Consider the following 23,257-nt stretch of genomic DNA (forward strand, 5'->3'; position numbering starts at 1 on the left):
CATCGACCGGACCACCTACAAGGCCACCATCAGCATCACCATGCTCACGGACACCTCTTGACACACCCGACTCCGCCCTAACTGAACGGCGTTGGTGCTAGAGGTCCAGGACGAGGCGTCCGCTCGTGCACCGGGAGACGCAGATCAGCATCGAGCCGTCCCGTTCCGGGTCCGTGAGCAGGTGGTCGCGGTGGTCGATCCCGCCCTCCAGGACCCGCTGTTGGCAGGTGCCGCAGAAGCCCTGCTCGCAGGAGTACGGGACGTTCGGCAGCTCGTCGCGTACGGCGGCGAGTACCGAACGGTCCGCGGGGACCGTGAGCGTACGGCCGGAGCGGTGCAGTTCGACCTCGAAGGCGCCGCCGGGCGCCGTGGCCGCCGCCGTGAACCGCTCCAGATGAAGCTCGCGGCCCTCGGGCAGGGCCGCGGCGACCGCGTCCATCAGGCCCTGCGGGCCACAGCAGTAGACCACCGTCCCCGCGGGGAGACCGGCCAGGAACGCGAGGTCCGGCGGGCCGAACGTGGTTTCCGCGCCCAGCTTCTCGGCCTCGTCGAGGTACGGCATGGTGGTCCGGTCGCGCCCGCAGTACACCAGCCGCCGGCCGGCGACGCCCGCCGCGTGCAGCGCCCGCACCATCGGCAGGATCGGAGTGATCCCGATGCCGCCCGCGACGAACACGTACGACACGGCCTGCATCAGCGGGAATCGGTTGCGCGGCCCGCGGATCTCGATCTCCGTGCCCTCGTGCAGCTGTTCACGGACTTCGAGCGAGCCGCCGCGGCCGTCCTCGATGACGCGGGTCGCGACCGTGTACGTGTCGCGTTCGGCCGGGTCGCCGCAGAGCGAGTACTGCCGTACGAGACCGGAGGGCAGCACGAGGTCGACATGCGCGCCGGGTTCCCAGGACGGCAGGTCCTGGCCTTCGAGCCGGAGCTGGACGACGCCTTCGGCGGGGGAGGTGCGTTCGGTGACCAGGACGCGGTGCGAGGACACGCGGCGGCGCCCCTGACCTGACGTCGGCCTCTCCAGTGCGGGCATGGGCCACAGCGGGGACGCCTCGATACGGCGGCGAACGGCCCGCCGGGCGAGCAGCGCGGCCCCGGCGACGAGGACGACGGTACGCAGCCGGGGCATGTCAGCGGCCTCCGTTCGCGCCGGGCGACGAGGCCAGATAGGCGACGGCCTGGGCGGTACTGCCCTCCTGGCTGGGATGGTACGCACGGCTCAGATAACGTGGGATCGAGCGCAGCATGTCCGGTGTGGACGGGAGCACGCCGCGGTTTCCCGCGCGGTAGAAGTCCCGGAAGCCCGCTTTGCCCTCGACGAGGGTCGGATCGTTCTCCATGAAGAAACGGGCGCCGCGCTGCCAGAGGAAGACGAGCGCCGAGAACGCCGTCGCCCATGTCCGCACCCGGCGCCGGTAGCTGCCGTCGACATGCATGAAGAGGTCGAAGGCGACCGAGCGGTGCTCGACCTCCTCGGCGCCGTGCCAGCGCAGCAGGTCCAGCATCATCGGATCGGCGCCGCGCCGGTCCAGCTCCTCGGCGTTGAGGACCCAGTCGCCGAGGAACGCCGTGTAGTGCTCGATCGCGGCGATCAGCGCGACGCGCTCCTTGAGCCACCATGCGCGCGGCCTGCCGGGCGGGAGGGTCCGGTCGCCGAGCAGCTTCTCGAAGAGCCAGTCGACCTGTGCGGTGTAGGGGGTCGGGTCGAGCCCCAGTTCCCTGAGGTGCGGCAGCACGTCGTCGTGGGCCTGTGAGTGCACGGCCTCCTGGCCGATGAAGCCGATGACGTCCTCGCGCAGCCGGTCGTCGCGGATGTGCGGCAGGACCTGCTTGTAGACGTGGACGAACCAGCGTTCGCCGGCGGGGAGCAGCAGGTGCAGCACATTGATGGTGTGGGTGGCGAAGGGGTCTCCGGGGACCCAGTGGAGCGGGGTCTCCTCCCAGGCGAAGGAGACCTTGCGGGCCTTGAGCGGCGTGCGTTCCGACGCCACCGCGGCCGGTGCCGGCTTCGTATTAGACATGGCGTCAATGTACTGACGGGTACGCCGCCCGAACAGAGGCGTGCAGCGAGGAGTTGGGCCGGTGCGTGCGCAGTCGTTCTGCGGGGCCTCGTCGCCGGCTCCGCCTCCTCGTTGCCGGTCCACTGACCTCGGCCTACTGTCCTCGGCCATGACCGAGACCTCGTATCTGCACGCCACACGGACGTCCTACGACACCGTCGCCGTCGACTACGCCCGGCTCCTCGGAACCGAGCTCGGCAAGCGCCCGCCGGACCGCGCCGTGCTCCCGCGTTCGCCGAGGTCGTACGGGCCGACGGGGCCGGGCCGGTCGGCGATCTCGGCCGCGGCCCCGGCCGGGTGACGGCCCATCTGGCCTCGCTCGGGCTGGACGCCTTCGGCATCGACCTGAGCCGCACGCGCCCCTGTGCCCACCCGGGGATCAGCGCAGCGCGCCCGCCCGCGTGCCGTCCGCGAGGGTGCCGTGCAGCTCCGCGCGTGCGCCCTGCGCGGCCCGTACGGCGAGGAGGTTGCCCTCGGCGCTGCTGCGCACCCCGCCGGAGGTGGCCAGTGACCTGAACCGGTCGCTGCCCGCGGCAAGGACGTACCACTGGCCCGCCCGCGACTTCCACAGGACGCCGGCCAGCACCCGGGGATCGCGCGGTCCGCAGGCCGGGGAGCCCTCGGAGCGGGCCGCGACCGCGGCCGGGGCGTCGGCAGCCCTGCGCGTCGTCGGGGCCTGGAACTGGGCGAAGGCGCGGCTTCCCGTGCCGCGCCAGGTCTCCGCGCGGGTGCACAGCCAGGCGGCGGTGCCGTTCGCCTCGGGGAGGGGCTGACGCGCGTACTCCCAGGAGTTGACCGCGCGGATCCCGTGCGAGCGCACCGCGGGCAGCAGACAGGCCGTGCGCGACCAGGCCCTCCGGGCCGCGTCGGTCGACACATCGGCGGGTGCTGCCGGCGGACCCCAGGTCAGCCGGGCCGGGGCGAGCTCGCCGAGATCGGTCACCAGCCGCCGCTCGACGGAACCGGAGCCGGTTCCGTCCTGCAGCTCCAGCGCCTCCCACGATCGGCAGCCGCGGTCCTGGACCGGGCTCGGCAGCGGGTCGGTCACCCCGTGCGCGTCCCGACCCAGCGGCCGCGCGACCCCGGCCGGGTCGAGCAGGTCGCGCACCGCGGTCCCGGTCACCCAAGGGGCCGTCAGATACCGGACGCCGCCCTGCCACCGTCCCACCACCAGCGCCCCCGAGGACGCCGCGTCCGCCCCGTCGACCCGGGCGAAGTCGAGCGCCGCGCCGCCGGTCGTCCCGTCGCCGGGTTCGGCGTACCGCACGACCCTCAGCCCGTCGTGGAACAGCACCACCCGCGCCTGGTCGACCACCCCCGCGAACAGCAGTTGCGGGGCACCCATCGGAGGCCCTGGCGGGGTGCCGAGCGTGGCCGACGTCTGCACCCGGCTGCTCGGCCGGGCCCAGACGGCGAGCGCGCGCCGCAGCAGCGCGCGGTCGCCGGTCAGCGTCCCGCGCGTCGGCCACACCGAGAAGTCGGTCCGGGCGGAACTCCGCCAGGCCACGGGTGCGATGCGGCCCAGCCGGTCCGGGTCGAGGGCCGCCTCGGACGCCGGGTTCCGGGCGTACAGCGGTGCGGCCGCGCCGTCGGGACCCCAGCCCTCGCCGGGCAGACCCAGCAGCGTGCCGCACACCAGTACGGCCGCGGCCGCGGCGAGCGCCGCCCTGGCGTGCTGACGTCGGCGCATGAGATCCGTGGGCCGGGCCTGCAGGGAGCAGGGGTCGAACTCGGGCGAGTCCAGCAGCGCATACGGCGCCTCGACGCCGTCCGCCTCCGCGAGAGCCGCGTGCGGGTCACCGATCCCGGCGTCGGCGAGGATGTGCCGTACCTCCACATCGGGCAGCCGTTCCAGGCCTCGCAGCACGAACGCGGCCCTGGCCGGGCCGGAGAGCCCGGACAGCCGCTGGTCCAGGGCGAGTTCGTCAGCACCGCCCGAGCGGGGGAACAGCCTGAGCCCCCACACCTGGGGCAGCAACGGCGGGAACTGCGCCCGCTTGGGCCAGGCCCGGCGCCTGAGCGGAAGCCCCGCCTCCAGGGCCTGCCGCAACACGCGACGGCGGACGAACAGATAGCCGGGCGCGGCGACGCCGGCGCGGGCCGGGAGACCCACGCGTGACGGGACTTCCTCGCGAGGCACGGGCACGTGTCCATGCACATGCGTGGCCTCCGCCCCCACGGCCGCTTCGGCGGCGCGTGTCCGTCCGCGGGGCAGTGAGCGCTGGACGACGGAGTGCGCGGTGAGCACCCGCCGATTGCGGCCGAGCGAGGGCGGCAGGACGAGATACGCGATCCGCACGAGACGCGGATAGTGCTCGACGAGCGCGGCCTCGGCCTGCTCGACATCAAGGGCGGCGGGGGCGAGTTCCTGGGTGCTCACGTTCAGCAGAACGAGGGAATCGTCCGATAGTCACCAGCCGTTACCGGGTCGTCGTCAGCCGCTCCCGGATGCGCTCCGCCATCTCGTCGGGCACGCCGAGCCCTTCCCGTACGTACCGCTCCATCGACCCATGGCGCCGGGACACCTCGTCGAAGGCCGCCGCCAGATAGTCCCGCGTCACCCCGACGACCGCCAGCGCGATGTCCGGGTCGCCGCCCTGCGCGGTGAAGCCCTCCACGAGCGGCGCGAAGGCCTGGCGCACCGCCGGGTTCACCGACAGGTACTCCGCCTCGATCGCCGCCGCGTCGGCCCCGAGCAGACTCAGCACGACCGTCGTCGCCCAGCCGGTGCGGTCCTTTCCCGCCGTGCAGTGGAACAGCACGGTGCCCGACTCCGGGTCGGCCAGCTCCTTGAGGAACGCCCCGTACCCACGGCGGGCCGACTCCGTCGACACCAGCGCCCGGTAGGTGTCCGCGAACACCGTGTGTGTCCGGCCTCCGCCCAGCTCCCGTTCGGCGGCCGCGGGGTCGCGGAGCACGTCCCGCAGCCGTGCGGCCGCGGGCAGCGCTCCCGAGGCGAGGAAGTCCGCGAGCACGTCGGCGAGCAGCAGCCGTCCGTCCGGCGGCACATGATCGGGCCGCGCCCGGCGCTCCCCCCGCGTCCGGAAGTCGACGACGGTACGGATCCCCAGCGCCGCCACGGCCGGATCCGCCACCGGGTCGAGCCGGTCCAGCGGCCCCGACCTCAGCAGCAGCCCCGACCGCACGACCCGCCCACCGGCCAGCGGCGTGGAGCCGAGATCGCGGAGGTTGACGACGGTGGCGGCGGGGATCGCGGTCATGGGACTGACTCCAGCGGTCGTTTTCTACCGGTTCCTCCGGAACGGTAATCGACGGGTGCGCGAAGACTCGTGGGGCCTCGTTGCAGCCGTGGAGGGCGAGGACGTCGATCAGCCGTTCCCAGCGCGGCCGGTCGGCGTACGGGGCGGTGCAGCCGTCGTGGGTGTCGTTGAGGACGAACCGGTGAGGGACGGTGGCTTCGCGCTCCAGGCTGCGGTCGGGGGCCGGCAGCACGAGCGGAAGATCCAGCTGGGTGCCGGACCAGGAGACATGGGCTCCGTACATGTAGGTGAGGTACCAGTGGACGCCGGTGAGGAGGACGGCCGGACCGGTGCCCTCGACCTCGATGCGCCCGGCGGTGCCGGACACACGGAAGCGCTCGGTACCGGTTTCGCCGGGGACCGTCGTGAGGCGGAACTGTTCCGCGTGCCGGGGGAGCAGCCGCCGCAGCGCACTGCGGGCCGCAGCCGCACCCGTTCCTGGTCGCGCGATGGCGCTCATCGAGGCTCCCGAAGCGGGGGGTGCGAACACGGCACCCACTCCGACGGCCACCCGCGGCGCCCAACAGCGAACGTCCCGACAGCGCGACCGTCGGTGCCCCTCCATGTTGCCCAAGAGGCCACAGGTGCGTGTGGGAGCGCACGTTACCCGGCGTTCGCCAGCGCACCAGGGCGCCGAGCGGGCACGATGGCCAGATGCGTACGGAACGACGGCGAATCACCACCCCGATAGCCCTGGCCGCGCTGGCCCTGACGGCCGGCGCGGCCCTCACCGCATGCGGCGCGGACGACGAAAAGGCCCCCGATGCGCCGAAGACGGCGACGGGGACCCTGGAGCAGCTGGCCGCTCGGGCCACCTGCGAGCCGAACATCCAGACGGACGCCAAGGAGCTGCGGCAGGCCAACTGCACGACGGACGACGGGACGTACGTGCTGGCCACCTTCGCGACCGACCGCGGCCAGCGCGAATGGATCAACGAGGCCAAGGACTACGGCGGCTCGTATCTCGTCGGCAGGAAGTGGGTCGCGGTCGGCGACGCGAAGGTGGTCGCAGCGCTGCGCGGCCGGCTCGGCGGGACCGTGGAGACCGGTTCGTCGCACGACCAGCACTCGGGGAGTAGTGGTGGTGGTGGGGAGAGCGACGGGGGCCACTCCGGCCATCACTGAGCAGGCCGCGCAGGTCTGAGGGACGTGGGGGGAGAGGAGACGCCGAACCCCCGGGCTCAGCCAGGGAGCCGGGGGTTCGGCGCCGGCTCGGTCAGCGGCACCTACGGCCGTCGTTGATGCACGTGACGACCCTGTTCATCAGACGCTGGTCGAAGACGTTGATGAAGTCGCCGTGGTCCGTGATCGGCTTGTGCAGCTGCTCCGGGAAGGAGTCGACAGCAAACACGCTGGGGTTGTCCCCGCCGAAGGCGGGCGGCGGAACGTCGTAGACGATCCGCTGGACCAGCTGCGGAATGGCCCTGAAACCGTTCTGGCAGCGACCGTTGGCATCCGCGAACGCGACATGGGTGCGGTGGTTCGCACTGTCGGTGTTCTGACCGTCCCAGCAGCTCTGGAACTTGAATGTGCGCACCACCTGGCTGCCCTCGGGGCAGATCGGGTACTTGTCCTTCAGCTGCCGGTCCTCGAATCCCGTGCAGCTCCAGGACGCATTCGCATTGGCGTCTCCGTTGGTGAACGACTTGGCGTCACCCGTGATGATCCGAAGGAAGCGCGGCATGGCCGTGACCTTGCTGACGGGACTTCCCACGAAATTCAGCGTGACCTGGGCCGGAGTCTGGATCTCTCCTACGTTCTGGTCCTTGCCGCCGCCGTCGGCGTTCGCGTCGTTCTCGTCCTGACCGTTCTGCACACGCAGCACGGGCCAGTAATAAGTCGACTTGTCGCCCTGGTTGCGGCAGGTGGTGTTGCCATTGGCGAGGTCGTCGTCGCTTGCGAAGGCGTCATTCGCCTGGTTGCCGACGTAGTCGTGCATATGGTGTGCACCATTGCTCACGCCGGGCGCGACGATGACATTGTCCGGATTGAACTTGCCGTTCTGGTTCCGTCCGCAGTCGGTGGTGAAGGTGCCTCGGGAGGCGCCCCGCCGCTTGCGGGGGTTCTGGACATTCGGCTCGACGGACTGGATGTCGACGAAGTCGGCCTCCTCGGGGCCGTTGCCCGCCTGCCCGCCGTTGCCCTGGTCATCGCCCTGGTCGCCGCCGTCCTGGCCCTGGTCACCGCCCTGGTCCTGGCCGCCGTCCTGACCTTGTCCCTGGTCCTGGCCGTCGCCCTGGCCCTGACCGCCGTCGTTCCCGGCGCCGCCGTTGTCGTCGGCGCGCAGGGTGCAAGGGGCCAGCTTTTCGAGGCCCTGCGGTTTGTCGGCCTCCTGGTCGATGAGTGCGACGATCCGCTGGATGATCACCAGCCGCTCATTTCTCAGCGGCGCCAGAATCTGCTGCTCGCCGAAGGCGGGATCGCTCTCGATCCGCTCCTTGTTCTCGGCGAACCGCTGATAGGCGGTGGTGATCTGGGTGTCAAGTGTGGCCAGTTCACGGTCGACCGACCCGCGTACCCCTTGGGGCACTTCGGGAAGTTCATTGCCGACGTCGGGGCAGTCGATGGTCGACATGGACTGGCCGGCATTCTTGGTCTGGGCCGGACGTTGACCGGTCCAGCCCCAGCCCTCACCCGCGGATGCGTAGTAATTGACCGCCACCAGCCCACCCCCGCCCAGAATCAGGGCAGCCGAGGCGGCGATCGCCCGGTGTGCCAGCGTAGAGCGTTTGCGTGATGTGCGTCCCATGGAACTCCAATCCCGGGGGGGCGTAGCGCCGTTCCATACGGGCGCAGTCGGCGGCCTGTTCAACCGGAGCTGGAATTCGTAGAAATCTCCATTCGCAAACCGGACGGAATGAGTGACACCGCACGAGACCGTACGAGCCGCGTGAGAACGCTCGATTACCGGTCGAGGTGGGCCAGTACGGCCGGCACCCCGCGGTTGTCGTCGTCCGACGGCGGAAGCCCCGGCTCCGTGAAGATGTTCGACGTGTGCTTGGCCACCGGCCGTTCGGTGACGACGAGTTGGGCGGCGATCGCGGCGTTCGACCTGCCCTGTGCCGTCAGCTCCAGCACCTCGGTCCCACGCGGCGTCAGACTCCGTGCGGCTTGTCCTCGGCGTGCCGGGTCGGCAGCTGCGAGATCACCTGCGGGTCCATCGCCGTTCCGCCCGCCGCCACCCGGCGCACCGCATCGACGAACTGCTCGGCCTCGAACACCCGGTCCGTGAGCAGGTACCCCACCTCGTCGCCGTCGCCGTCGCCGTCGCCGTCGCCGTCCGCCGGCAGCTCACGTGCGGCCGGCAACACACCGCCAGGACACCGGCCGGAGTCGGGGCACCGCCAGGACACCGGCCGGAGTCGGGGCGCCGTCAGGACATCGGCCGGAGTCGGGGCGCCGTCAGGACATCGGCCGGAGTCGGGGCGCCGTCAGGACATCGGCCGGAGTCGGGGCGCCGTCAGGAGTCGGGAAGCAGCGCCGACTCCTGTTCGGGGGAGAGGCCCGCGGGGCTGCGGACCGCGCGCAGCGGGGGCTCGCCGTCGAGGGAGCGGAGCCAGGCCCAGGTGTCCGCGACCGTCTCCGCGACCGGCCGGCAGCGCAGGCCCGCGGCCAGCGCCTTCGACACGTCCGCGCGATGCATGGCGTCGTGCGACTCGCCCCGGGGGATCCAGATGGGCAGGTCCGTCCACGGCTCGACTCCGGCCGCGGCGATCGTCGCCTCGTCGAGCGGGCGCAGTTCCGCGTCCGCACCGGTCACGCGGACGCACTCGTCGAGCAGTTCGCCCATGGTCGTGTGCCCGGGCGGGCTCACGAGGTTGTACGCGCCGGACAGCCCCTTCTCCGACGCGTCGAGGAGCCATTCCGCAAGATCGCGTGCGTCGATGTACTGCAGTGGCAGATCCCGCGGCCCGGGAGCCGGGACCGGGCCGCCCCTGGCCACCCGATTCAGCCACCAGGGCAGTCGGCCCACGTTCTCCCAGGGGCCGAGGATCAGCCCGGCCCGCGCCAGCAGCGAGCGGTCCTCGCCGAAGGCCGCGACCGCGGCCAGCTCGCCGCCCCGCTTGTCGTGGGCGTAGTCGGTTGACTCGGCATCGGCCGCGGCGCCTTCGACCAGGGGCCCGTCCTCGTCCAGCCCGGGGGCCATCGGCCAGGCGTGGACCGAGCGGCTGGACACGTACACATAGCGGCCCGCGCGGTCCGCGAGCAGCCGCGCCGCCTCCAGTACGGCGGAGGGAGCGGACGACCAGGTGTCGACCACGACGTCCCAGTCGCCCTCCGCGTCTTCCAGTGCCGTCAGCCCACCGGGTGCGGTGCGGTCGCCGTGCAGCACGGACACACCCTCCGGGGCCTCGTGCTGTCCACGGTGGAACACGGTCACCTGCCAGTCGCGTGCGAGCGCAGCGTCGACGACCGCCCGCCCCACGAACTCCGTCCCGCCCAGAATCAGAAGTCTCATGATCCGGACTCTGCCGTGTCGCGGCCCCGGCGGCAGCACATTCCGCTCCCGGGCGAATCCGCTTCCAGGGAAATCGGCCTGCGCACCCGTCTGCCGAACCCGACGGTCGAGATGGCACTATGTCCGGGCCATGACGAATACCCGGTCGCCGATGCGCGCCCTGCGAGCCGCACTCTTCGCGGCGGTGTGCACCACGCTGGCCGCGGTGGGGCATTCGTCCATATCTGGGCATGACCTTCCGGTCACGGTGCTCCTCCTGGCGTTCGCGGTGACCGGAGGCGTGGCCTGGCTCGTCGGCACGCGACGGCGGGGAGCGTTCAGCATCGGTACGGGGCTCCTGACCGTCCAGGGCGCGCTCCATCTGCTGTTCGCCGGCTCCGATGCCCACACCGCCGCGCCTGCGCACTCCACCCACGCCGGCGGAGCTGCCCACACCATGGGCACGGGCATCGACCCCATGGCGGCCGAGACGACCGCGAGTGTCATCGCCGACACCGCCGGCTCCGCCAACTCCTCGGGCATGCTTGCCGCCCACCTCGTCGGCGCCGCCGTGTGCGCAGTCTGGCTCGCGCACGGCGAAGTCGCGTTCTTCCGGCTGGCGCGCATCATCGGCACCCTCGCCTTCGCACCGCTCCGGCTGCTGCTCGCGGTCGTACGCGTACCGGAGTTCCCGCACGCCGTGCGCCCGCGCCGCCGCACCACCCGCCGCCTTCATGGCGTCGTCCTCGCGCATGCCCTCTCACGGCGCGGGCCGCCCGGCCGTCCGTTCACCCGCGCCACGGCCCCTGGAGCACTCGTCTGACAGCCGGGGGGCCGATTCCCCCATGTCAACGCCAACTCCAAGGACCATCATGGCCATTGACGACCCCGTGAAGCCGGACGAGCCGACGGCCGGCTCCCCGTCCCCGACCAGCCCCACCTCCACGTGGAGCGCACTGCGCCCGCTCGTGCTGCGCATCCACTTCTACGCGGGCGTCCTCATCGCCCCGCTTCTTCTCGTCGCCGCGACCAGCGGACTGCTGTACGCGCTCTCCTTCCAGGCGGAGAAGGTCCTCTACAGCCATGAGCTGACCACCGACGCCGGCGAGCGCACCCTTCCGCTCGACACCCAGGTCGCCGCCGCCCGCGAGGCCCACCCGCAGGGCACGGTGACCGCCGTGTGGCCCTCGTCCGAGGACGGTGCGACCACCCGCGTCCTCATGTCGAGCCCGGAGGTCGAGGAGGGCAAGTCCCTCGCCGTCTTCGTCGACCCGTACACGGGGAAGGTACGGGGCGAACTGCCCAGCTACGGCAGTTCCGGCGCCCTCCCGCTCCGCACCTGGCTCGACGAGCTCCACCGCGATCTGCATCTCGGCGACCTCGGCCGCAACTACAGCGAACTGGCCGCCAGCTGGCTGTGGGTGGTCGCCCTCGGCGGTCTGCTGCTCTGGATCGGCCGCAAGCGGGCGTCCAAGCGCGCCCTGCTGCTCCCCGAGCGCTCCGCGAAGGGCCGCCGACGCACCCTCTCCTGGCACGGCTCCGTCGGCCTGTGGGCCGTCATCGGCCTGGTGCTGCTCTCCGCCACCGGCCTGACCTGGTCGCGGTACGCGGGCGAGAACATCGGTGCCGTCCAGGACCAGCTCGGCGGCGCGACCCCGGTCGTCTCCGCCACGCTCGACGGCGCGGCCGGGGCCGGCGGTGAGCACGAAGGCCATGGCGGCGGACACCAGGGCGGACACCAGGGCCCGGACATCGGCATCGACAAGGCGGTCGAGGCAGCCGCGGCCAAGGGTGTCGAGGGCAGGATCTCCGTCATCCTGCCGGCCGAAGGCAGTGGATATGTCGTCAAGGAGACCGACACGACGTTCCCGGTCCACCTCGACTCGGTCGCGATCGACCCGGCCGACGGCAGGGTCATGGACGAGCTGCGCTTCGCGGACCATCCACTGCTCGCGAAGCTGACGCGGTTCGGCATCGATGCCCACATGGGTGTCTTCCTGGGCCTTGCCAACCAGCTCGCCCTCGCGGCGCTGATGGTCGCGCTGATCCTGCTCATCGTCTGGGGCTACCGCATGTGGTGGCTGCGCAGGCCGACCAAGGAGCGGACGCTGGGCGTGGGCCGGCCGATGCCCCGCGGCGCCTGGCGCAAGGTGCCGCTTCCGGCGCTGCTGCCGCTCGCGGCGGCCACGGCGGTCGTGGGCTGGTTCGTGCCGATGCTGGGCGTCAGCCTGCTGGTCTTCCTCGCGGTCGACATCGCGCTGGGCCTGGTCGCCCGGGCGCGGGCGAAGGTCTGACGAAAGGAGGGGGCCGCGTCGTCCGCACGGCCCCCTCCTGCCTCGCTCAGGGCGCGTACTTGTAGCCGACCCGCCGCACGGTCTGGATCGTGTGGCGGTGCTCGGCGCCCAGCTTGCGGCGCAGTCGGGCCACATGGACGTCGACCGTCCGCCCGTCGCCGACGTGTCCGTAGCCCCACACCGTCGTCACCAACCGGTCGCGGGTGTGCACCCGGTGCGGATGTGCCACCAGATGCGCGAGCAGCTCGAACTCGAGGTACGTGAGATCGAGCGCGCGCCCGTCGACGACGGCGGTGCGCTGGGAGGAGTCGATCCGCACCGGCCCCGCGTCGTCGCCGGGTGCTTCGGTGTGGTGGACGAGGGCGGGCTGCTGATCTGCCGGTACGAGCACGAGGTAGCCGACCATCGGCGGCCGGCCCGGCAGTGCGGGGAGCGTGTGCTGGGGGGCCGGGAGCCATGTGGCGCCCGGCGGAAGGAAGTCGGGGACATGCACCACCTCGTCCGGGTCGACGGCCCGGAGCCGGTGTCGGCTTTCGCCGGCATGCGTGATGGTGGCAGCAGAGAGGGAACGGGTGTTCGCCATGAGAGGTCAGCTCTTTCGCGCGAAGGAGTACGGACGTACGTCGTGCGCGTCGGCCGAAGGCCCCGAACCTGAGCAGGGAGCTTTAGAGGGCCGACGCGTTCCTCGCGCGGCAACACACACGGTCGAAGTCGTGGTGCTGGCGGGAAGGCCAGAACGGCTCGAGGTCGCTGCGACCTGTCACGACGTTCTGAATGCCGACCATTCCCCCATTCAAGCAGACAAGGCGTAGAGGCAGCAGCCCCCTCTCACCAGGCGGACGCCGGCTTGGCGCGATCGTGACCACGGCGAAGGGGGCGCCCACCGGAACCGGCGGACGCCCCCTTGCACGTACGGGTGAACGGATCAGACCTGGCCGGCCTTCTCCAGCGCGGTGCAGCACGTGTCCACGATCAGGCGGGTCACGACGTACGGGTCGACGTTGGCGTTCGGACGGCGGTCCTCGATGTAGCCCTTGCCGTCCTTCTCGACCTGCCACGGGATGCGGACCGAGGCGCCGCGGTTCGAGACGCCGTACGAGTACTCGTTCCACGGGGCCGTCTCGTGCAGGCCGGTCAGCCGGTCGTCGATGCCGGCGCCGTAGTTCTTGACGTGGTCCAGCGGCTTCGAGCCCTCGCCGAGCGACTCGCACGCGGTGATGATCGCGTCGTACCCCTCGCGCATCGCCTTCGTGGAGAAGTTGGTGTGCGCGCCGGCGCCGTTCCAGTCGCCCTTGACCGGCTTCGGGTCGAGCGTCGCGGAGACGCCGAAGTCCTCGGCGGTGCGGTAGAGCAGCCAGCGGGCCACCCACAGCTGGTCGGCGACCTCGAGCGGGGCGAGCGGGCCGACCTGGAACTCCCACTGGCCGGGCATGACCTCGGCGTTGATGCCGGAGATGCCGAGGCCGGCCTTCAGGCAGTTCTCCAGGTGCGCCTCGACGATGTCACGGCCGTGGATCTCGTCGGCACCCACACCGCAGTAGTAGCCGCCCTGCGGGGCCGGGAAGCCGCCCTCCTTCGGGAAGCCGAGCGGACGGTGACCGTCGAAGAAGGTGTACTCCTGCTCGATGCCGAAGATCGGCTCCTGCCCGGCGAACTTCCCCGCGACCTCGACCAGCTGGGCGCGCGTGTTGGACGGGTGCGGGGTCATGTCCGTGTTCAGGACCTCGCACAGCACCAGCACGTTGTCGCCGCCGCGGATCGGGTCGGGACACGAGAAGGCCGGCTTCAGCACACAGTCGGAGGCGTGACCCTCGGCCTGGTTCGTGCTGGACCCGTCGAAGCCCCAGATGGGGAGCTCGGCGCCGTCGGCCAGTATCTTCGTCTTCGAGCGAAGCTTCGCGGTCGGCTGGGTGCCGTCGATCCAGATGTACTCAGCCTTGAACGTCACGGGCCTCATCCTTTGCGGTGCATCGGGGTATGAGGCGCAGCTTGGCAACACCGGATTTCCCGCCCGTTGCTCAATTGTGAACCCCGTGTTACTCAGGTTTCCTTCGTTTGTCGTGCCCTGCCGAGAACTCGGACGGTGCGGCCCTTCGCCGTCGTATACCGGGCCGCGGCCGTCCACCGTGCGCCCGGGCGGCCCCAGGTGGTGAACAACGGTCACCGCCCGTTCCGCCGCCGGACCGGCCGGGGGTGCAGACTGGGCCGCATGACGAAGATGCGTATCGGACTTATCGGCACCGGCCCTTGGGCGGAGGGCACACAGGCCCCGGCGCTCGCCTCGCACCCGGCGGTCGGGTTCAGCGGGGTGTGGGGACGGCGCCCGGAGGCAGCCGGCGCGCTGGCCGCCGCCCACGGCGTCAAGGCCTACGACGACGTGGACGCCCTCATCGAGGCGAGTGACGCCGTCGCGTTCGCCCTGCCGCCCGACGTCCAGGCGCCGCTGGCGGCCCGGGCGGCGGCGGCCGGACGGCATCTGCTGCTGGACAAGCCCGTGGCGACGACGGTGGCGGGGGCGCGCGAGGTCGTGGCGGCGGCGGAGGGGACGGGTGTCGCGTCCATCGTCTTCTGCACGCTGCGTTTCGCCGCGGACACGGCGCCGTGGATCTCCGAACAGGCCGCGGCGGGCGGCTGGTTCACGGCGCGGGCGCAGTGGCTGGGGTCGCTGTTCGCGGCGGGCTCGACGAGCCCGTACGCGGCCTCGCCGTGGCGGCGGGAGAAGGGCGGGCTGTGGGACGTGGGCCCGCACGTGCTCTCCGTACTCCTCCCCGTGCTCGGAGACGTCACCGAGCTGACGGCTCTGCGCGGCCCGGCCGACACCGTGCATCTGGCCCTGCGGCACGCGTCCGGCGCGTCGAGCACGGCGACGCTGAGCCTGAGCGCGCCGCACGAGGCGGCCGGCGCGGCGATCGAGCTCCTGGGCGAGCGGGGGAGCGTGATCATGCCGGGGTGGGGTGACGCGATCGGCTCGTTCCGGTCCGCGGTGGACGCGCTGATCGAGTCGGCGCGGGGCGGTGACGCGCACGCGTGCGACGTACGGTTCGGTCTGCGGATCACCGAGATCCTGGCGGAGGCGGAGTCCGTGACGGAGGGGCGGCTGCTGTAGCCACCCCTCCGCCACCCGGGCCCCCTCCGTCACCCGACCTGCGGTCAGCCGGCCTGCTCGGTCAGCCGACCCGCTCGATCCTGGCCTTGCGGATCAGGAACTTGCCCGGCTCCCGGACCTGCTCGAACGCGGCGTTGTTCAGCAGGGCGCAGCTGCCGGAGACCGAAGTGACCTCGACGGTGGTCGACTTGTTGTTGTCCAGGTTGGTCACCTTCAGCTGGGTGCCGATCGGGAACTGGTTGCTGGAGGCGGCCGGGGCGCCGCCCTCGCCGGACAGCGTCACGGTCGACCCTGCGCAGACGACCTCCCCGACGGCACCGCCGTCTCCTCCGGCCCCGGCCCCGGCGCCGTCGTCGCCGTTGCCGGCATCGTCGGCGGGCGGCTGCTCCTCGGCACCCTCGTCCGCGGGGGGCTGCTCCATGCCGGGCGGCTGCTCCTCGGCCGGCGGCTGCGCCGGCGGAGCGGCCTGGCCACCTCCGGCCTCCCCACTGCCCTCACCGACCTCGCAGCCCGCCGCACCCTGCTGGACCTTGATCTGTGCGATCACGGCCTCGCGGTTGGCGATCCGTGCTGCCGACTGGGCGTCGGGATTGGCCCGTTGACCGGCGATGAAGTTCTCGTTGTTGCGAATCGCCTGGGCGAGTCCGTCGCAGGCCACGGAGGCCTGGCTTGTCCCGGTCATGACAATCGCAGTACCGCCGACGAGCGCTGCTGCGCCGACGAGCAGGGCGATCTTCTTCTTGCCGCTGAGGGTCTTCTTGCGCGACACGTGAGAGCTCCTGTCCCCGGCCGCGAGCGGCGGCCGGATCGGTTCCGTGTGCCGTTACGTACGAGTGGGCCGGCGCCTGTGCTCAACCACCACTGGGGTGACTTCCTTAACTGAGACTTAAGTTTTCGCAGGTGGGCGCCTGCCTGGGCCTTTACGGCACGCCCTGCCCGTCGGCGTCAGCGGCCCAGCGCGTCCCGTACCGCCTCTTCCGTGCGGGCCACGACCGCCGTGCCGTCGTCGGCCGTGATGATCGGACGCTGGATCAGTTTCGGGTGCTGTGCGAGGGCCGCGACCCAGCGGTCGCGCGAGGTCTCCTCGCGCGGCCAGTCCTTCAGGGCCAGTTCCTTGGCGGCCGCCTCCTGGGTGCGGGTGATGTCCCAGGGCTCGAGGCCGAGCCGCCCGAGGACGTCGCGGATCTCGTCCTCGGTGGGCACGTCCTCCAGGTAACGGCGCACGGTGTACGAGGCGCCCTCCTCGTCGAGCAGGTGCAGTGCGCCGCGGCACTTCGAGCATGCGGGATTGATCCAGATCTCCATCCCGCCACGGTACTCCCACACGCCCCTCGAACACCGTCTGGCCAGCGGCGATTGTCAGTGGTCGCCGGTAAAATCGAACTAGTTCGTGAGGGTCCAACCACCGCGCCAGGAGGTCGCCGATGGCCGTTGCCGCAGTCACGACGAAGCGGAAGCCCACGACAGCAAGGCCGACGACGAACGCGAAACTGATCAGGCAGCCACTGCCCGCGGGTCTGCCCCGTGAGTGGTACGAAACCCACAACCGCCGGCTCAAGGCCATGCGCCTCGCCATTGCCCTGCTCGACACGGGCATCTACCACCCGGCGAACGCCAGCAACCGCCGGATACGGACGACCGCCGAGCGCATCGGTATCCACCCGCCGTCCGACACCACGTGCCGCATGGTGCGGTCGCTGATCCACTACGCCGACTGAGCCGAGCACAGGCCCGGTCCGAGCACGGGCCAGGTCCGAGCACGGTCCCGGTCCGGGGGCGCGCCCGCCCCCGGACCGGTCACCCGTGCCGCGGCTCGATCGGCGGCAGCCGGTAACTGCCGTCCAGCACCGGCGCCTTCGGCACGTAGAGGCGGGCCATCGGCCGGAAGTCCCCGGGTGGCGCGGGCAGCCAGTTCGCGGCCTCGGCCGGGTCGTCCGGCCGGTCCTGCTGGATATGGAGGGTGAGCGATCCGTCGTCGGCGTACACGAGGCCGGGTGTGCGGTCGCCGATGGTGTAGCGCCCGATGGGGTTGGCGACGAGATAGTGGTCCGGAGTGTCGTACATCGTCATCGACCAGAACGACTCGACCGGCGGCGGCTGCTCGAAGCGCAGCGTGTACGCCTTCGAGCCGTTCAGCCGCCCGCCCTCGGAGTCGGTGAAGACCTGCGCGCTCACGGACTCGTAGCCGTGGCTCCCCCAGAGGGCGGTGCGCGCCGCCACGGCCCGCAGGAGGTACGACTCCTCGCGGTCGGCGGCCTTCCACTGCGGGGAGTCGTGGGTGCCGACCCCGAAGTGGTCGAGGTTGTAGTCGTGGGCGTGCGGGTCGAGCTGCCACTCGCCGGGCGCCGTGCCCCCGGTCAGCGCCTCCCCGGGCACCCCGTCCGCCGACGGCCGTGCCGCCTGCCCGACCCGGTCCCGGCCCTCGACGAAGCCGTCCTTCAGCGCCTTCGCCAGCGCGGGGTCGGGGGACACGTACGGCGAAGGTCCCTCCTCCAGCAGCCCGAGCGGCTGGAACCGCTCCTGGTACGCCGCGTCCGCGGGCGCCGGCGGAAAGTCCGCGAGCCACACCCGCAGCTTCTCGAAGAACCCGAGCGCGTCCGGAACCCCCGGCTCCGGCGTCGGCAGTCCCGTGGGATGTACGGCTCCGTCCAGTGCATCGACCGTCAGCGCGTCCTGCAACGCCCGCACCCGGGGCAGGTCTTCGGGACCGTCGCAGGCCCACCGCCCCACGACCGAGACGACAGCGGTCGGCGCGTCGACGACCCCGCGCACCCCCTCGGGCTCCCTGCCGGCCCACCCGGGCGGTGCGATCAGCCAGCGCCCCTCCGCGGTGCCGGTCGCGCGCGTGCCCACGTACGCGAAGTTGTTGGTCCACGCGTCCACGAACTGCAGTGCGTGGTACGCCCCGCCGCTGTCCGGAACATGCAGCACCAGCGGGCCGCCGGAGAGGTCGAGCTGCGCGACCGAGTGCACGGTGTCGTTGTCGACCGACACGAACGAGTCGTGGTGGTCCGCGAGCTTCCGGGCATGCGCGAAGGTGTTGAACGGGGTGGGCGGCAGCGGCCCGATGCCCTTGCGGACGAAGGCCCCGGCCACCGTGAGCTCGTACACCAGCGGATACCCGTACACGTACGCCTCGGCGGCGAGCGCATGCGCCACCGTCACATCGGCCATCGAACAGCCCCTCCGGACAGGGGCGTATGCCCCGAATGAGCGATTGATCCGCATCTGGAGTCTAGATCGCATACACCCTTCGGGCAGTGAGGAGCCCCGCCGCCATGTGGCTGGTGACGGGGCTCGGCCGGGTGTTCCTGCGGGTGCTCGAGCGATATCGGCTCAGGCGGTGTCGGCCCGGGCGGTGTCGGCCCGGGCGGTATCGGTCCAGGGTCGGGTCGGCCCAGGGCGTACGGGTTCAGGGCCTATCGGTTCAGGCGGTCCCGGTGCGCGGCGCCGGGATCCCCCGGTCGTTCTGGAGCTCCCACAGCTCCCGGAACAGGCCCGGCGCTTCGACGAGTTCCTCGAAGCTGCCCTGCTGGATGACGCGGCCGTGGTCGAGGACGACGATGCGGTCCGCGACGGCGACATTGGCGAGGCGATGCGTCACGAGCACGACGGCGCGGTCCCGGGCGATCGCACGGAGGCCGGTGAAGATGCGGTGCTCCGCGCGCGGGTCCAGGGCGCTGGTCGGTTCGTCCATGACGAGCAGTCCGGCGGGGCGGTGGAAGGCGCGGGCGATGGCGATGCGCTGCCACTGGCCGCCGGAGAGCTCGACACCGCCGAACCACTCCCTGGCCAGCAGCGTGTCGAGGCCGCTCCGCAGCCCGTCCACGACCTCGTCGGCGCCGGACCGTCGGGCGGCGCGGGCCACGGAGTCGTCGCCGCCATGGGGCTGGCCGAGGGTGATGTTCTCGCGGGCGGACATGGGCCAGCGGGCGAAGTCCTGCGGGACGACGGCGGTGTTGGCCCACATGGCGTACGCGTCCAGGTCGCGGGTGTCCTGGCCGTCCCAGGTCACGCGGCCTTCCGTGGGCAGATAGAGGCCGGAGAGGAGCTTGCTGAGCGTGGTCTTGCCCGAGCCGTTCTCACCGACGAGGGCGAGGACCTGGCCGCGGCGCACCTCGAGGCTGACCTTCTCCAGGGCGGGGGCGTCGGATGCCGGATAGGTGAAGGTGAGCGCCTCGGTCCTGACGGCCGCCGGGGGCGGCGGGGCGAGCGCCCCGCGTCCGATGCGGTGTCCGCCGGCCTCCTGGGTGAACTCGACCCAGTCGTCGAAGTACAGACCCGTACGGAACAGTCGCGTGCCGTAGCCGACGATGCCCTGGAGCGACGTACCGACGGTACGGAGAGCGAAGACGGCGGTGCCCGCCGAGGCGACGGACATCCGGCCGGTCGCCAGCAGCAGCCCGAGGGCCACCCAGAGCAGTCCCGAGGCGATGCCGCCCACGAGCGCGCCGACGACCGCGTACCGCGCGCCCCGGTGCACGGCCTTGTCGGTCGCGGCGTCGACCCGCCCGCCGATGGAGCGGTAGCGGCCCAGCAGGAAGCTGGCCATGGTGCCGGAGCGGAGCTGGTCGGCGGTGAGCTTGTCGGCGATGTACCAGCGCAGATGCGCGAGCGTGCGGCGCTCGGCGGCCATGGCGCGGCTGGTCTCGTAGTGGACGCGGGCGCCCTTCATGCTGGCGATCCCCTGCGGGAGCACCGCGAGCGCGAGCAGCGGCAGCAGCGCCGGGTGCAGCACGGTGATGACCCCGGCCGCCGCCACGACGGATGCGACACAGGCCATGACCTGCTGCGACTCGGTGATCAGATCCTGTGCGACCTCGGCGCCGCGGTCGGCGTTCTCCCACTTGTCGTTGAAGCCGGGGTGGTCGTACGCGACGAGCTCCGTGTGCACGGCGGCGTCGAGCATCTCCAGCTCGGCCTCGCGCGAGATCCTGGGTGAGAGCCGGCTGGAGATGCTGCTGACGGCGATCGCGAGGAGCGCGCGGAGCCCGGCCGACGCCGCGAGGAGGGAGATCGCGGGGAGCGCGCCGACCAGCCGGTCCTGGATGTCGCCGGAGGCGATGAGGGCGGTGATGGTCTGCGTGGTGGCGATCAGCCCGAAGGCTTCCAGGGCCGCGGACAGCGCCTGACAGGTCAGCAGCGCGACGACGGCCCTGCGGTCGATGCGCCAGGCGAGCGCGAGTGCCCGGCGCACCAGCTCCGGCAGCCGGCGCGCCATCGCCCATGTCGTGACGGGACGCCGCTCGAGGGTGTCCGTGCGCGACGAGCGGTATCGGAACTCTTCGGTGGGGCGGGACGTGCCGGCGGGGTCGGTCGGCTTCGCGGTCGGCTTCGCGGTCGCCTCTCCGGTCGGCTTCGCGGTCGGCTCGCCGGTCGGTCGGTCGGTCGTTGTGTCGGTCGATTCGTCGGTCCGTTTGTCGGTGTTCTCGGCGGTCAACTCAGGCCCTTCCTGCCGCTGTTCAGGCCGGTCAGCGTGCACGATCGGACAGGTGTACGCGCCGTGAAGCGAACCACTCCACCCGATCGTGTCGAGCCGCAGCGAACGACGCGCAGGGAGGCGGGTTCTGCCTCTGTGCAGCGACCCGCGCAGCCCCTACGCTTCTGAGAGCGCTCTCAGTACCTGATGTTCCACCCCCACAGCACCGGAACAAACGAAGGGATCACTGACGTGAGACGCAGAATGACCGGCTTACGCACAGCCCTCTCCGCCCTCTGCGCACTGCTCCTGCTCGGCGCCGGGGGCGGCGCCGTGTTCGCCCCCTCCGCCGCGGCGGCACCGGTCCCCGAGGCGCCGGCCGCCGCACTCGAGGACCCGGCATCGCCCGGGCTGATCGCCGCCATGCAGAAGGACCTCGGTCTGACCGAGCAGCAGGCGCGCGAGCGCCTCGCGCAGGAAAAGACGGCCTTCGCCGTCCAGGGCAGGGCGGAACGCGCGGCCGGCGACGCCTTCGCCGGGACCTGGTTCGACGCGACGACCGGCAGGCTCACCGTCGCCGTGACCAGCCGTCAGAAGGCCGACGCCGTACGGGCGGCCGGCGCCGCGACCCGTGTCGTCACGCACACCGCCGCACAGCTCGACGCGGCCAAGCGGCGGATGGACCGCCAGGACGCGCCCACGGGCGTGAGCAGCTGGCACGTCGACCCGAAGGCGAACCGGATCGTCGTCCGCGTCGTCGACGGCCGCAGCGGCGACGCCAAGGTCAAGGCGTTCCTCGACCGGGCCCGGCGCACCGGCCCCGTACAGGTCGAGACCGTGCGCGAGGCGCCGTCCACGTACGCCGCAGGGGTCGTCGGCGGCGACCCGTACTACACCGGCAACGTCCGTTGCTCCATCGGCTTCTCGGTGCACGGCGGCTTCGTCACGGCCGGCCACTGCGGCGGGCCCGGCAGCTTCGTCCGCGGCTGGGACGGCTCCGACATGGGCTGGTTCCAGGGCTCGTCCTTCCCCGGCAACGACTACGCCTGGGTGAGCACGGGCTACGGCTGGTGGACCGTGCCCGTCGTGCTGGGCTGGGGCCAGACCCCGGACCGGCTGGTGCGAGGCTCCTGGGAGGCCCCGGTCGGCACCTCGATCTGCCGCTCGGGCTCCACGACCCACTGGCACTGCGGCACGGTGCTGGGCAGGAACGAGACCGTCAACTATCAGCAGGGCGCCGTGTACGAGATGGTCAGGACGGACGTCTGCGCCGAAGGCGGCGACTCGGGCGGCTCGTTCATCAGCGGCGATCAGGCCCAGGGCGTCACGTCCGGGGGCTGGGGCAACTGCAGCCAAGGCGGCAACACCTGGTTCCAGCCGGTCAACGAGATCCTGGGCCGCTACGGGCTGACGCTGCACACGGCGTGATCCGTCCCGGTCCTGTCCGCGACGGAGGCCGCGCCCGCACACCCTCGCGGGCGCGGCTTCCGTTCTTGCCCGCCGCGTCCGCAAGGCCTTCGCGCGACACGTCCGACCACCCGCCCCACGAAGGGAACACCGTGGCTCAGCAGACCGACGACGGTTCCCGGGCCCTCGAGCCGGCGCTCGAATCGATGACCCTGCTGGTCGCGGCCGTCATCGTCCACGACAGGGCCACCGACCGCGTCGTCCTCCTCCAGCGCGGCGAGAACGCCAAGTTCGCCCAGGGCATGTGGGACCTGCCCGTCGGCAAGAGCGAGCCGGGGGAGCCGATCACGGAGACCGCGGTTCGCGAGCTCTACGAGGAGACCGGCATCACGGTGAAGTCCGAGTCCCTGAAGGTCGCGCACATCGTCCACTGCGCCCGGGGCGTCGAAGCCCCCAACGGTTTCCTCACCGTCGTCTTCGCCGCCCATGAATGGACCGGCGAACCCGAGAACCGCGAACCCCGGAAGCACTCCCAGGTTCGCTGGGTCGACGTCGACGCTCTTCCGGAAGCCTTCGTGGACGCCAACGCCACCGCCCTCCAGCACCACCTGAACAACGACGGCTCGGAGGTCTCCTTGCACGGCTGGTCGGCAGTGTGAGCGTCACGCTGATCCACGCGATGGAGAGCGCGACGACCCTGCCGGACGGCTGCCGGATCTCACTGGTCCGTGGCGAGGTGCCGCCTGGCGGTGGCGGCGATGCGGTGGTGCGTGATGCGTCCGACCTCGTGCCAGAACGGCTTGGCGGTCAGGTACGTGCCGAGAGCGGACAGAACGCCGAAGGAGACGTCCACGCTCAGACGCCCTTGTTTGGCCCAGTAGACATCCTGCAGGTCCAGCAGCAGGGCGAACTCGTCGGCGATCAGTGCGGTTCCGCATCCGTAGGCGGCCGCCACCGCGGGATGCCCGACCGCCCGCTCGTCTCCGCGGACAGCGATCAGACCGATGCAGGCGAGCGTGCCGATGCCGAAGTTGTAGTGATGCAGGTGCTCACCGCCGGCGGAGATGTTCCCCCAGGGCAGCCACCCGCCTCGGATGCCGTGCGTGATCAGCCGCACCGTGCCGAAGGTCGCGCCAAAGGTCATCCAAGTCACCAGCAGCGACCGCTGGAGGGGGGTGAGATTCCGGTCCGCCGCCCGACGCCATCGCTCCACGAGCCGCGGCCCGGCCACGCCACCTCGGCGCGCAGTGCTCGATCCCATGAATCAACC

Annotated in this window: 20 protein-coding genes and 3 pseudogenes; 8 read left to right on the forward strand and 15 right to left on the reverse strand. The window is 71.7% G+C overall.

Features of this window, described 5'->3' with window-relative positions:
• Nucleotides 1-97: 97 nt before the first annotated feature.
• Nucleotides 98-1,132: a PDR/VanB family oxidoreductase gene (locus tag ACWCP0_RS36115; RefSeq protein ID WP_451082980.1), complete on the reverse strand. Its 1,035-nt coding sequence runs from the start codon at nt 1,130-1,132 to the stop codon at nt 98-100.
• Nucleotide 1,133: 1 nt separating this feature from the next.
• Nucleotides 1,134-2,024, reverse strand: coding sequence for a metal-dependent hydrolase (locus ACWCP0_RS36120; RefSeq protein WP_451082981.1), 891 nt, complete (start codon nt 2,022-2,024; stop codon nt 1,134-1,136).
• Nucleotides 2,025-2,172: 148 nt separating this feature from the next.
• On the opposite strand from ACWCP0_RS36120, the pseudogene ACWCP0_RS36125 reads away from it, so the two are divergent.
• Nucleotides 2,173-2,414, forward strand: a pseudogene (locus ACWCP0_RS36125) (SAM-dependent methyltransferase); the annotation flags it as partial.
• Nucleotides 2,415-2,442: 28 nt separating this feature from the next.
• Here ACWCP0_RS36125 and ACWCP0_RS36130 read toward each other — a convergent pair.
• From ACWCP0_RS36130 to ACWCP0_RS36140, 3 genes and pseudogenes are all read right to left on the reverse strand, one after another.
• Nucleotides 2,443-4,452, reverse strand: a complete 2,010-nt coding sequence (locus ACWCP0_RS36130) for a hypothetical protein (protein WP_451083030.1) — start codon at nt 4,450-4,452, stop codon at nt 2,443-2,445.
• Between the two features lie 31 nt (nt 4,453-4,483).
• Nucleotides 4,484-5,284: a tyrosine-protein phosphatase gene (locus ACWCP0_RS36135; protein WP_451082982.1), complete on the reverse strand. Its 801-nt coding sequence runs from the start codon at nt 5,282-5,284 to the stop codon at nt 4,484-4,486.
• A gap of 280 nt (nt 5,285-5,564) precedes the next feature.
• A pseudogene (locus tag ACWCP0_RS36140) lies at nt 5,565-5,888 on the reverse strand (alpha-N-acetylglucosaminidase N-terminal domain-containing protein); the annotation flags it as partial.
• An 89-nt stretch (nt 5,889-5,977) separates the two neighbouring features.
• Between ACWCP0_RS36140 and ACWCP0_RS36145 the strand changes: the two are divergent.
• A complete protein-coding gene (locus tag ACWCP0_RS36145) occupies nt 5,978-6,448 on the forward strand; it encodes a hypothetical protein (RefSeq protein ID WP_451082983.1) in 471 nt (156 codons plus the stop codon).
• 91 nt (nt 6,449-6,539) lie between these two features.
• On the opposite strand, the gene ACWCP0_RS36150 is transcribed toward ACWCP0_RS36145, so the two are convergent.
• The 3 genes and pseudogenes from ACWCP0_RS36150 to ACWCP0_RS36160 form a co-directional block, all read right to left on the reverse strand.
• A complete protein-coding gene (locus ACWCP0_RS36150; protein WP_451082984.1) occupies nt 6,540-8,072 on the reverse strand; it encodes a DUF1996 domain-containing protein in 1,533 nt (510 codons plus the stop codon).
• 155 nt (nt 8,073-8,227) lie between these two features.
• A pseudogene (locus tag ACWCP0_RS36155) lies at nt 8,228-8,622 on the reverse strand (LuxR C-terminal-related transcriptional regulator); the annotation flags it as partial.
• Nucleotides 8,623-8,783: 161 nt separating this feature from the next.
• A complete protein-coding gene (locus tag ACWCP0_RS36160; RefSeq protein ID WP_451082985.1) occupies nt 8,784-9,782 on the reverse strand; it encodes an NAD-dependent epimerase/dehydratase family protein in 999 nt (332 codons plus the stop codon).
• Between the two features lie 130 nt (nt 9,783-9,912).
• Here ACWCP0_RS36160 and ACWCP0_RS36165 point away from each other — a divergent pair, with 130 nt between their 5' ends.
• Entirely contained in the window at nt 9,913-10,584 is a 672-nt protein-coding gene (locus ACWCP0_RS36165; protein ID WP_451082986.1) for a hypothetical protein, read from the forward strand.
• 49 nt (nt 10,585-10,633) lie between these two features.
• Nucleotides 10,634-12,055, forward strand: a complete 1,422-nt coding sequence (locus tag ACWCP0_RS36170) for a PepSY-associated TM helix domain-containing protein (protein WP_451082987.1) — start codon at nt 10,634-10,636, stop codon at nt 12,053-12,055.
• Between the two features lie 46 nt (nt 12,056-12,101).
• Here the strand turns inward: ACWCP0_RS36170 and ACWCP0_RS36175 are convergent, their stop codons facing one another.
• A complete protein-coding gene (locus ACWCP0_RS36175; RefSeq protein ID WP_451082988.1) occupies nt 12,102-12,638 on the reverse strand; it encodes a winged helix-turn-helix domain-containing protein in 537 nt (178 codons plus the stop codon).
• 342 nt (nt 12,639-12,980) lie between these two features.
• Nucleotides 12,981-14,003, reverse strand: coding sequence for a glutamine synthetase (gene glnII, locus ACWCP0_RS36180; RefSeq protein ID WP_451082989.1), 1,023 nt, complete (start codon nt 14,001-14,003; stop codon nt 12,981-12,983).
• A 261-nt stretch (nt 14,004-14,264) separates the two neighbouring features.
• On the opposite strand from glnII, the gene ACWCP0_RS36185 reads away from it, so the two are divergent.
• Nucleotides 14,265-15,161 carry a Gfo/Idh/MocA family protein gene (locus tag ACWCP0_RS36185; RefSeq protein WP_451082990.1) on the forward strand — a complete coding sequence of 299 codons (897 nt, stop codon included), beginning with the start codon at nt 14,265-14,267 and terminating at the stop codon, nt 15,159-15,161.
• A gap of 61 nt (nt 15,162-15,222) precedes the next feature.
• Here the strand turns inward: ACWCP0_RS36185 and ACWCP0_RS36190 are convergent, their stop codons facing one another.
• Together ACWCP0_RS36190 and ACWCP0_RS36195 are read right to left on the reverse strand one after the other, a co-directional pair.
• The gene (locus ACWCP0_RS36190) at nt 15,223-15,930 is read right to left on the reverse strand and encodes a hypothetical protein (protein ID WP_451082991.1); all 708 of its coding nucleotides are present in this window, start codon (nt 15,928-15,930) and stop codon (nt 15,223-15,225) included.
• A gap of 176 nt (nt 15,931-16,106) precedes the next feature.
• Complete coding sequence (locus ACWCP0_RS36195; RefSeq protein WP_451082992.1) at nt 16,107-16,466, reverse strand: arsenate reductase family protein; 360 nt, start codon at nt 16,464-16,466, stop codon at nt 16,107-16,109.
• 119 nt (nt 16,467-16,585) lie between these two features.
• Between ACWCP0_RS36195 and ACWCP0_RS36200 the strand changes: the two genes are divergently transcribed.
• On the forward strand, nt 16,586-16,879 hold the full coding sequence (locus ACWCP0_RS36200; protein ID WP_451082993.1) for a hypothetical protein: 294 nt from the start codon (nt 16,586-16,588) through the stop codon (nt 16,877-16,879).
• Nucleotides 16,880-16,958: 79 nt separating this feature from the next.
• On the opposite strand, the gene ACWCP0_RS36205 is transcribed toward ACWCP0_RS36200, so the two are convergent.
• Together ACWCP0_RS36205 and ACWCP0_RS36210 are read right to left on the reverse strand one after the other, a co-directional pair.
• Nucleotides 16,959-18,335, reverse strand: coding sequence for a DUF1254 domain-containing protein (locus ACWCP0_RS36205; RefSeq protein ID WP_451082994.1), 1,377 nt, complete (start codon nt 18,333-18,335; stop codon nt 16,959-16,961).
• A 253-nt stretch (nt 18,336-18,588) separates the two neighbouring features.
• Nucleotides 18,589-20,601, reverse strand: a complete 2,013-nt coding sequence (locus tag ACWCP0_RS36210; protein ID WP_451082995.1) for an ATP-binding cassette domain-containing protein — start codon at nt 20,599-20,601, stop codon at nt 18,589-18,591.
• Nucleotides 20,602-20,844: 243 nt separating this feature from the next.
• On the opposite strand from ACWCP0_RS36210, the gene ACWCP0_RS36215 reads away from it, so the two are divergent.
• Both ACWCP0_RS36215 and ACWCP0_RS36220 read left to right on the forward strand, forming a co-directional pair.
• Nucleotides 20,845-22,008 carry a S1 family peptidase gene (locus ACWCP0_RS36215; RefSeq protein ID WP_451083031.1) on the forward strand — a complete coding sequence of 388 codons (1,164 nt, stop codon included), beginning with the start codon at nt 20,845-20,847 and terminating at the stop codon, nt 22,006-22,008.
• Nucleotides 22,009-22,139: 131 nt separating this feature from the next.
• Nucleotides 22,140-22,646, forward strand: a complete 507-nt coding sequence (locus ACWCP0_RS36220; RefSeq protein ID WP_451082996.1) for an NUDIX domain-containing protein — start codon at nt 22,140-22,142, stop codon at nt 22,644-22,646.
• Between the two features lie 59 nt (nt 22,647-22,705).
• Here the strand turns inward: ACWCP0_RS36220 and ACWCP0_RS36225 are convergent, their stop codons facing one another.
• Nucleotides 22,706-23,248 (reverse strand): hypothetical protein, encoded by a 543-nt coding sequence (locus ACWCP0_RS36225; RefSeq protein ID WP_451082997.1) that lies wholly within the window; start codon nt 23,246-23,248, stop codon nt 22,706-22,708.
• Nucleotides 23,249-23,257 lie beyond the last annotated feature (9 nt).

The organism is Streptomyces sp. NPDC001970, assembly GCF_053594115.1.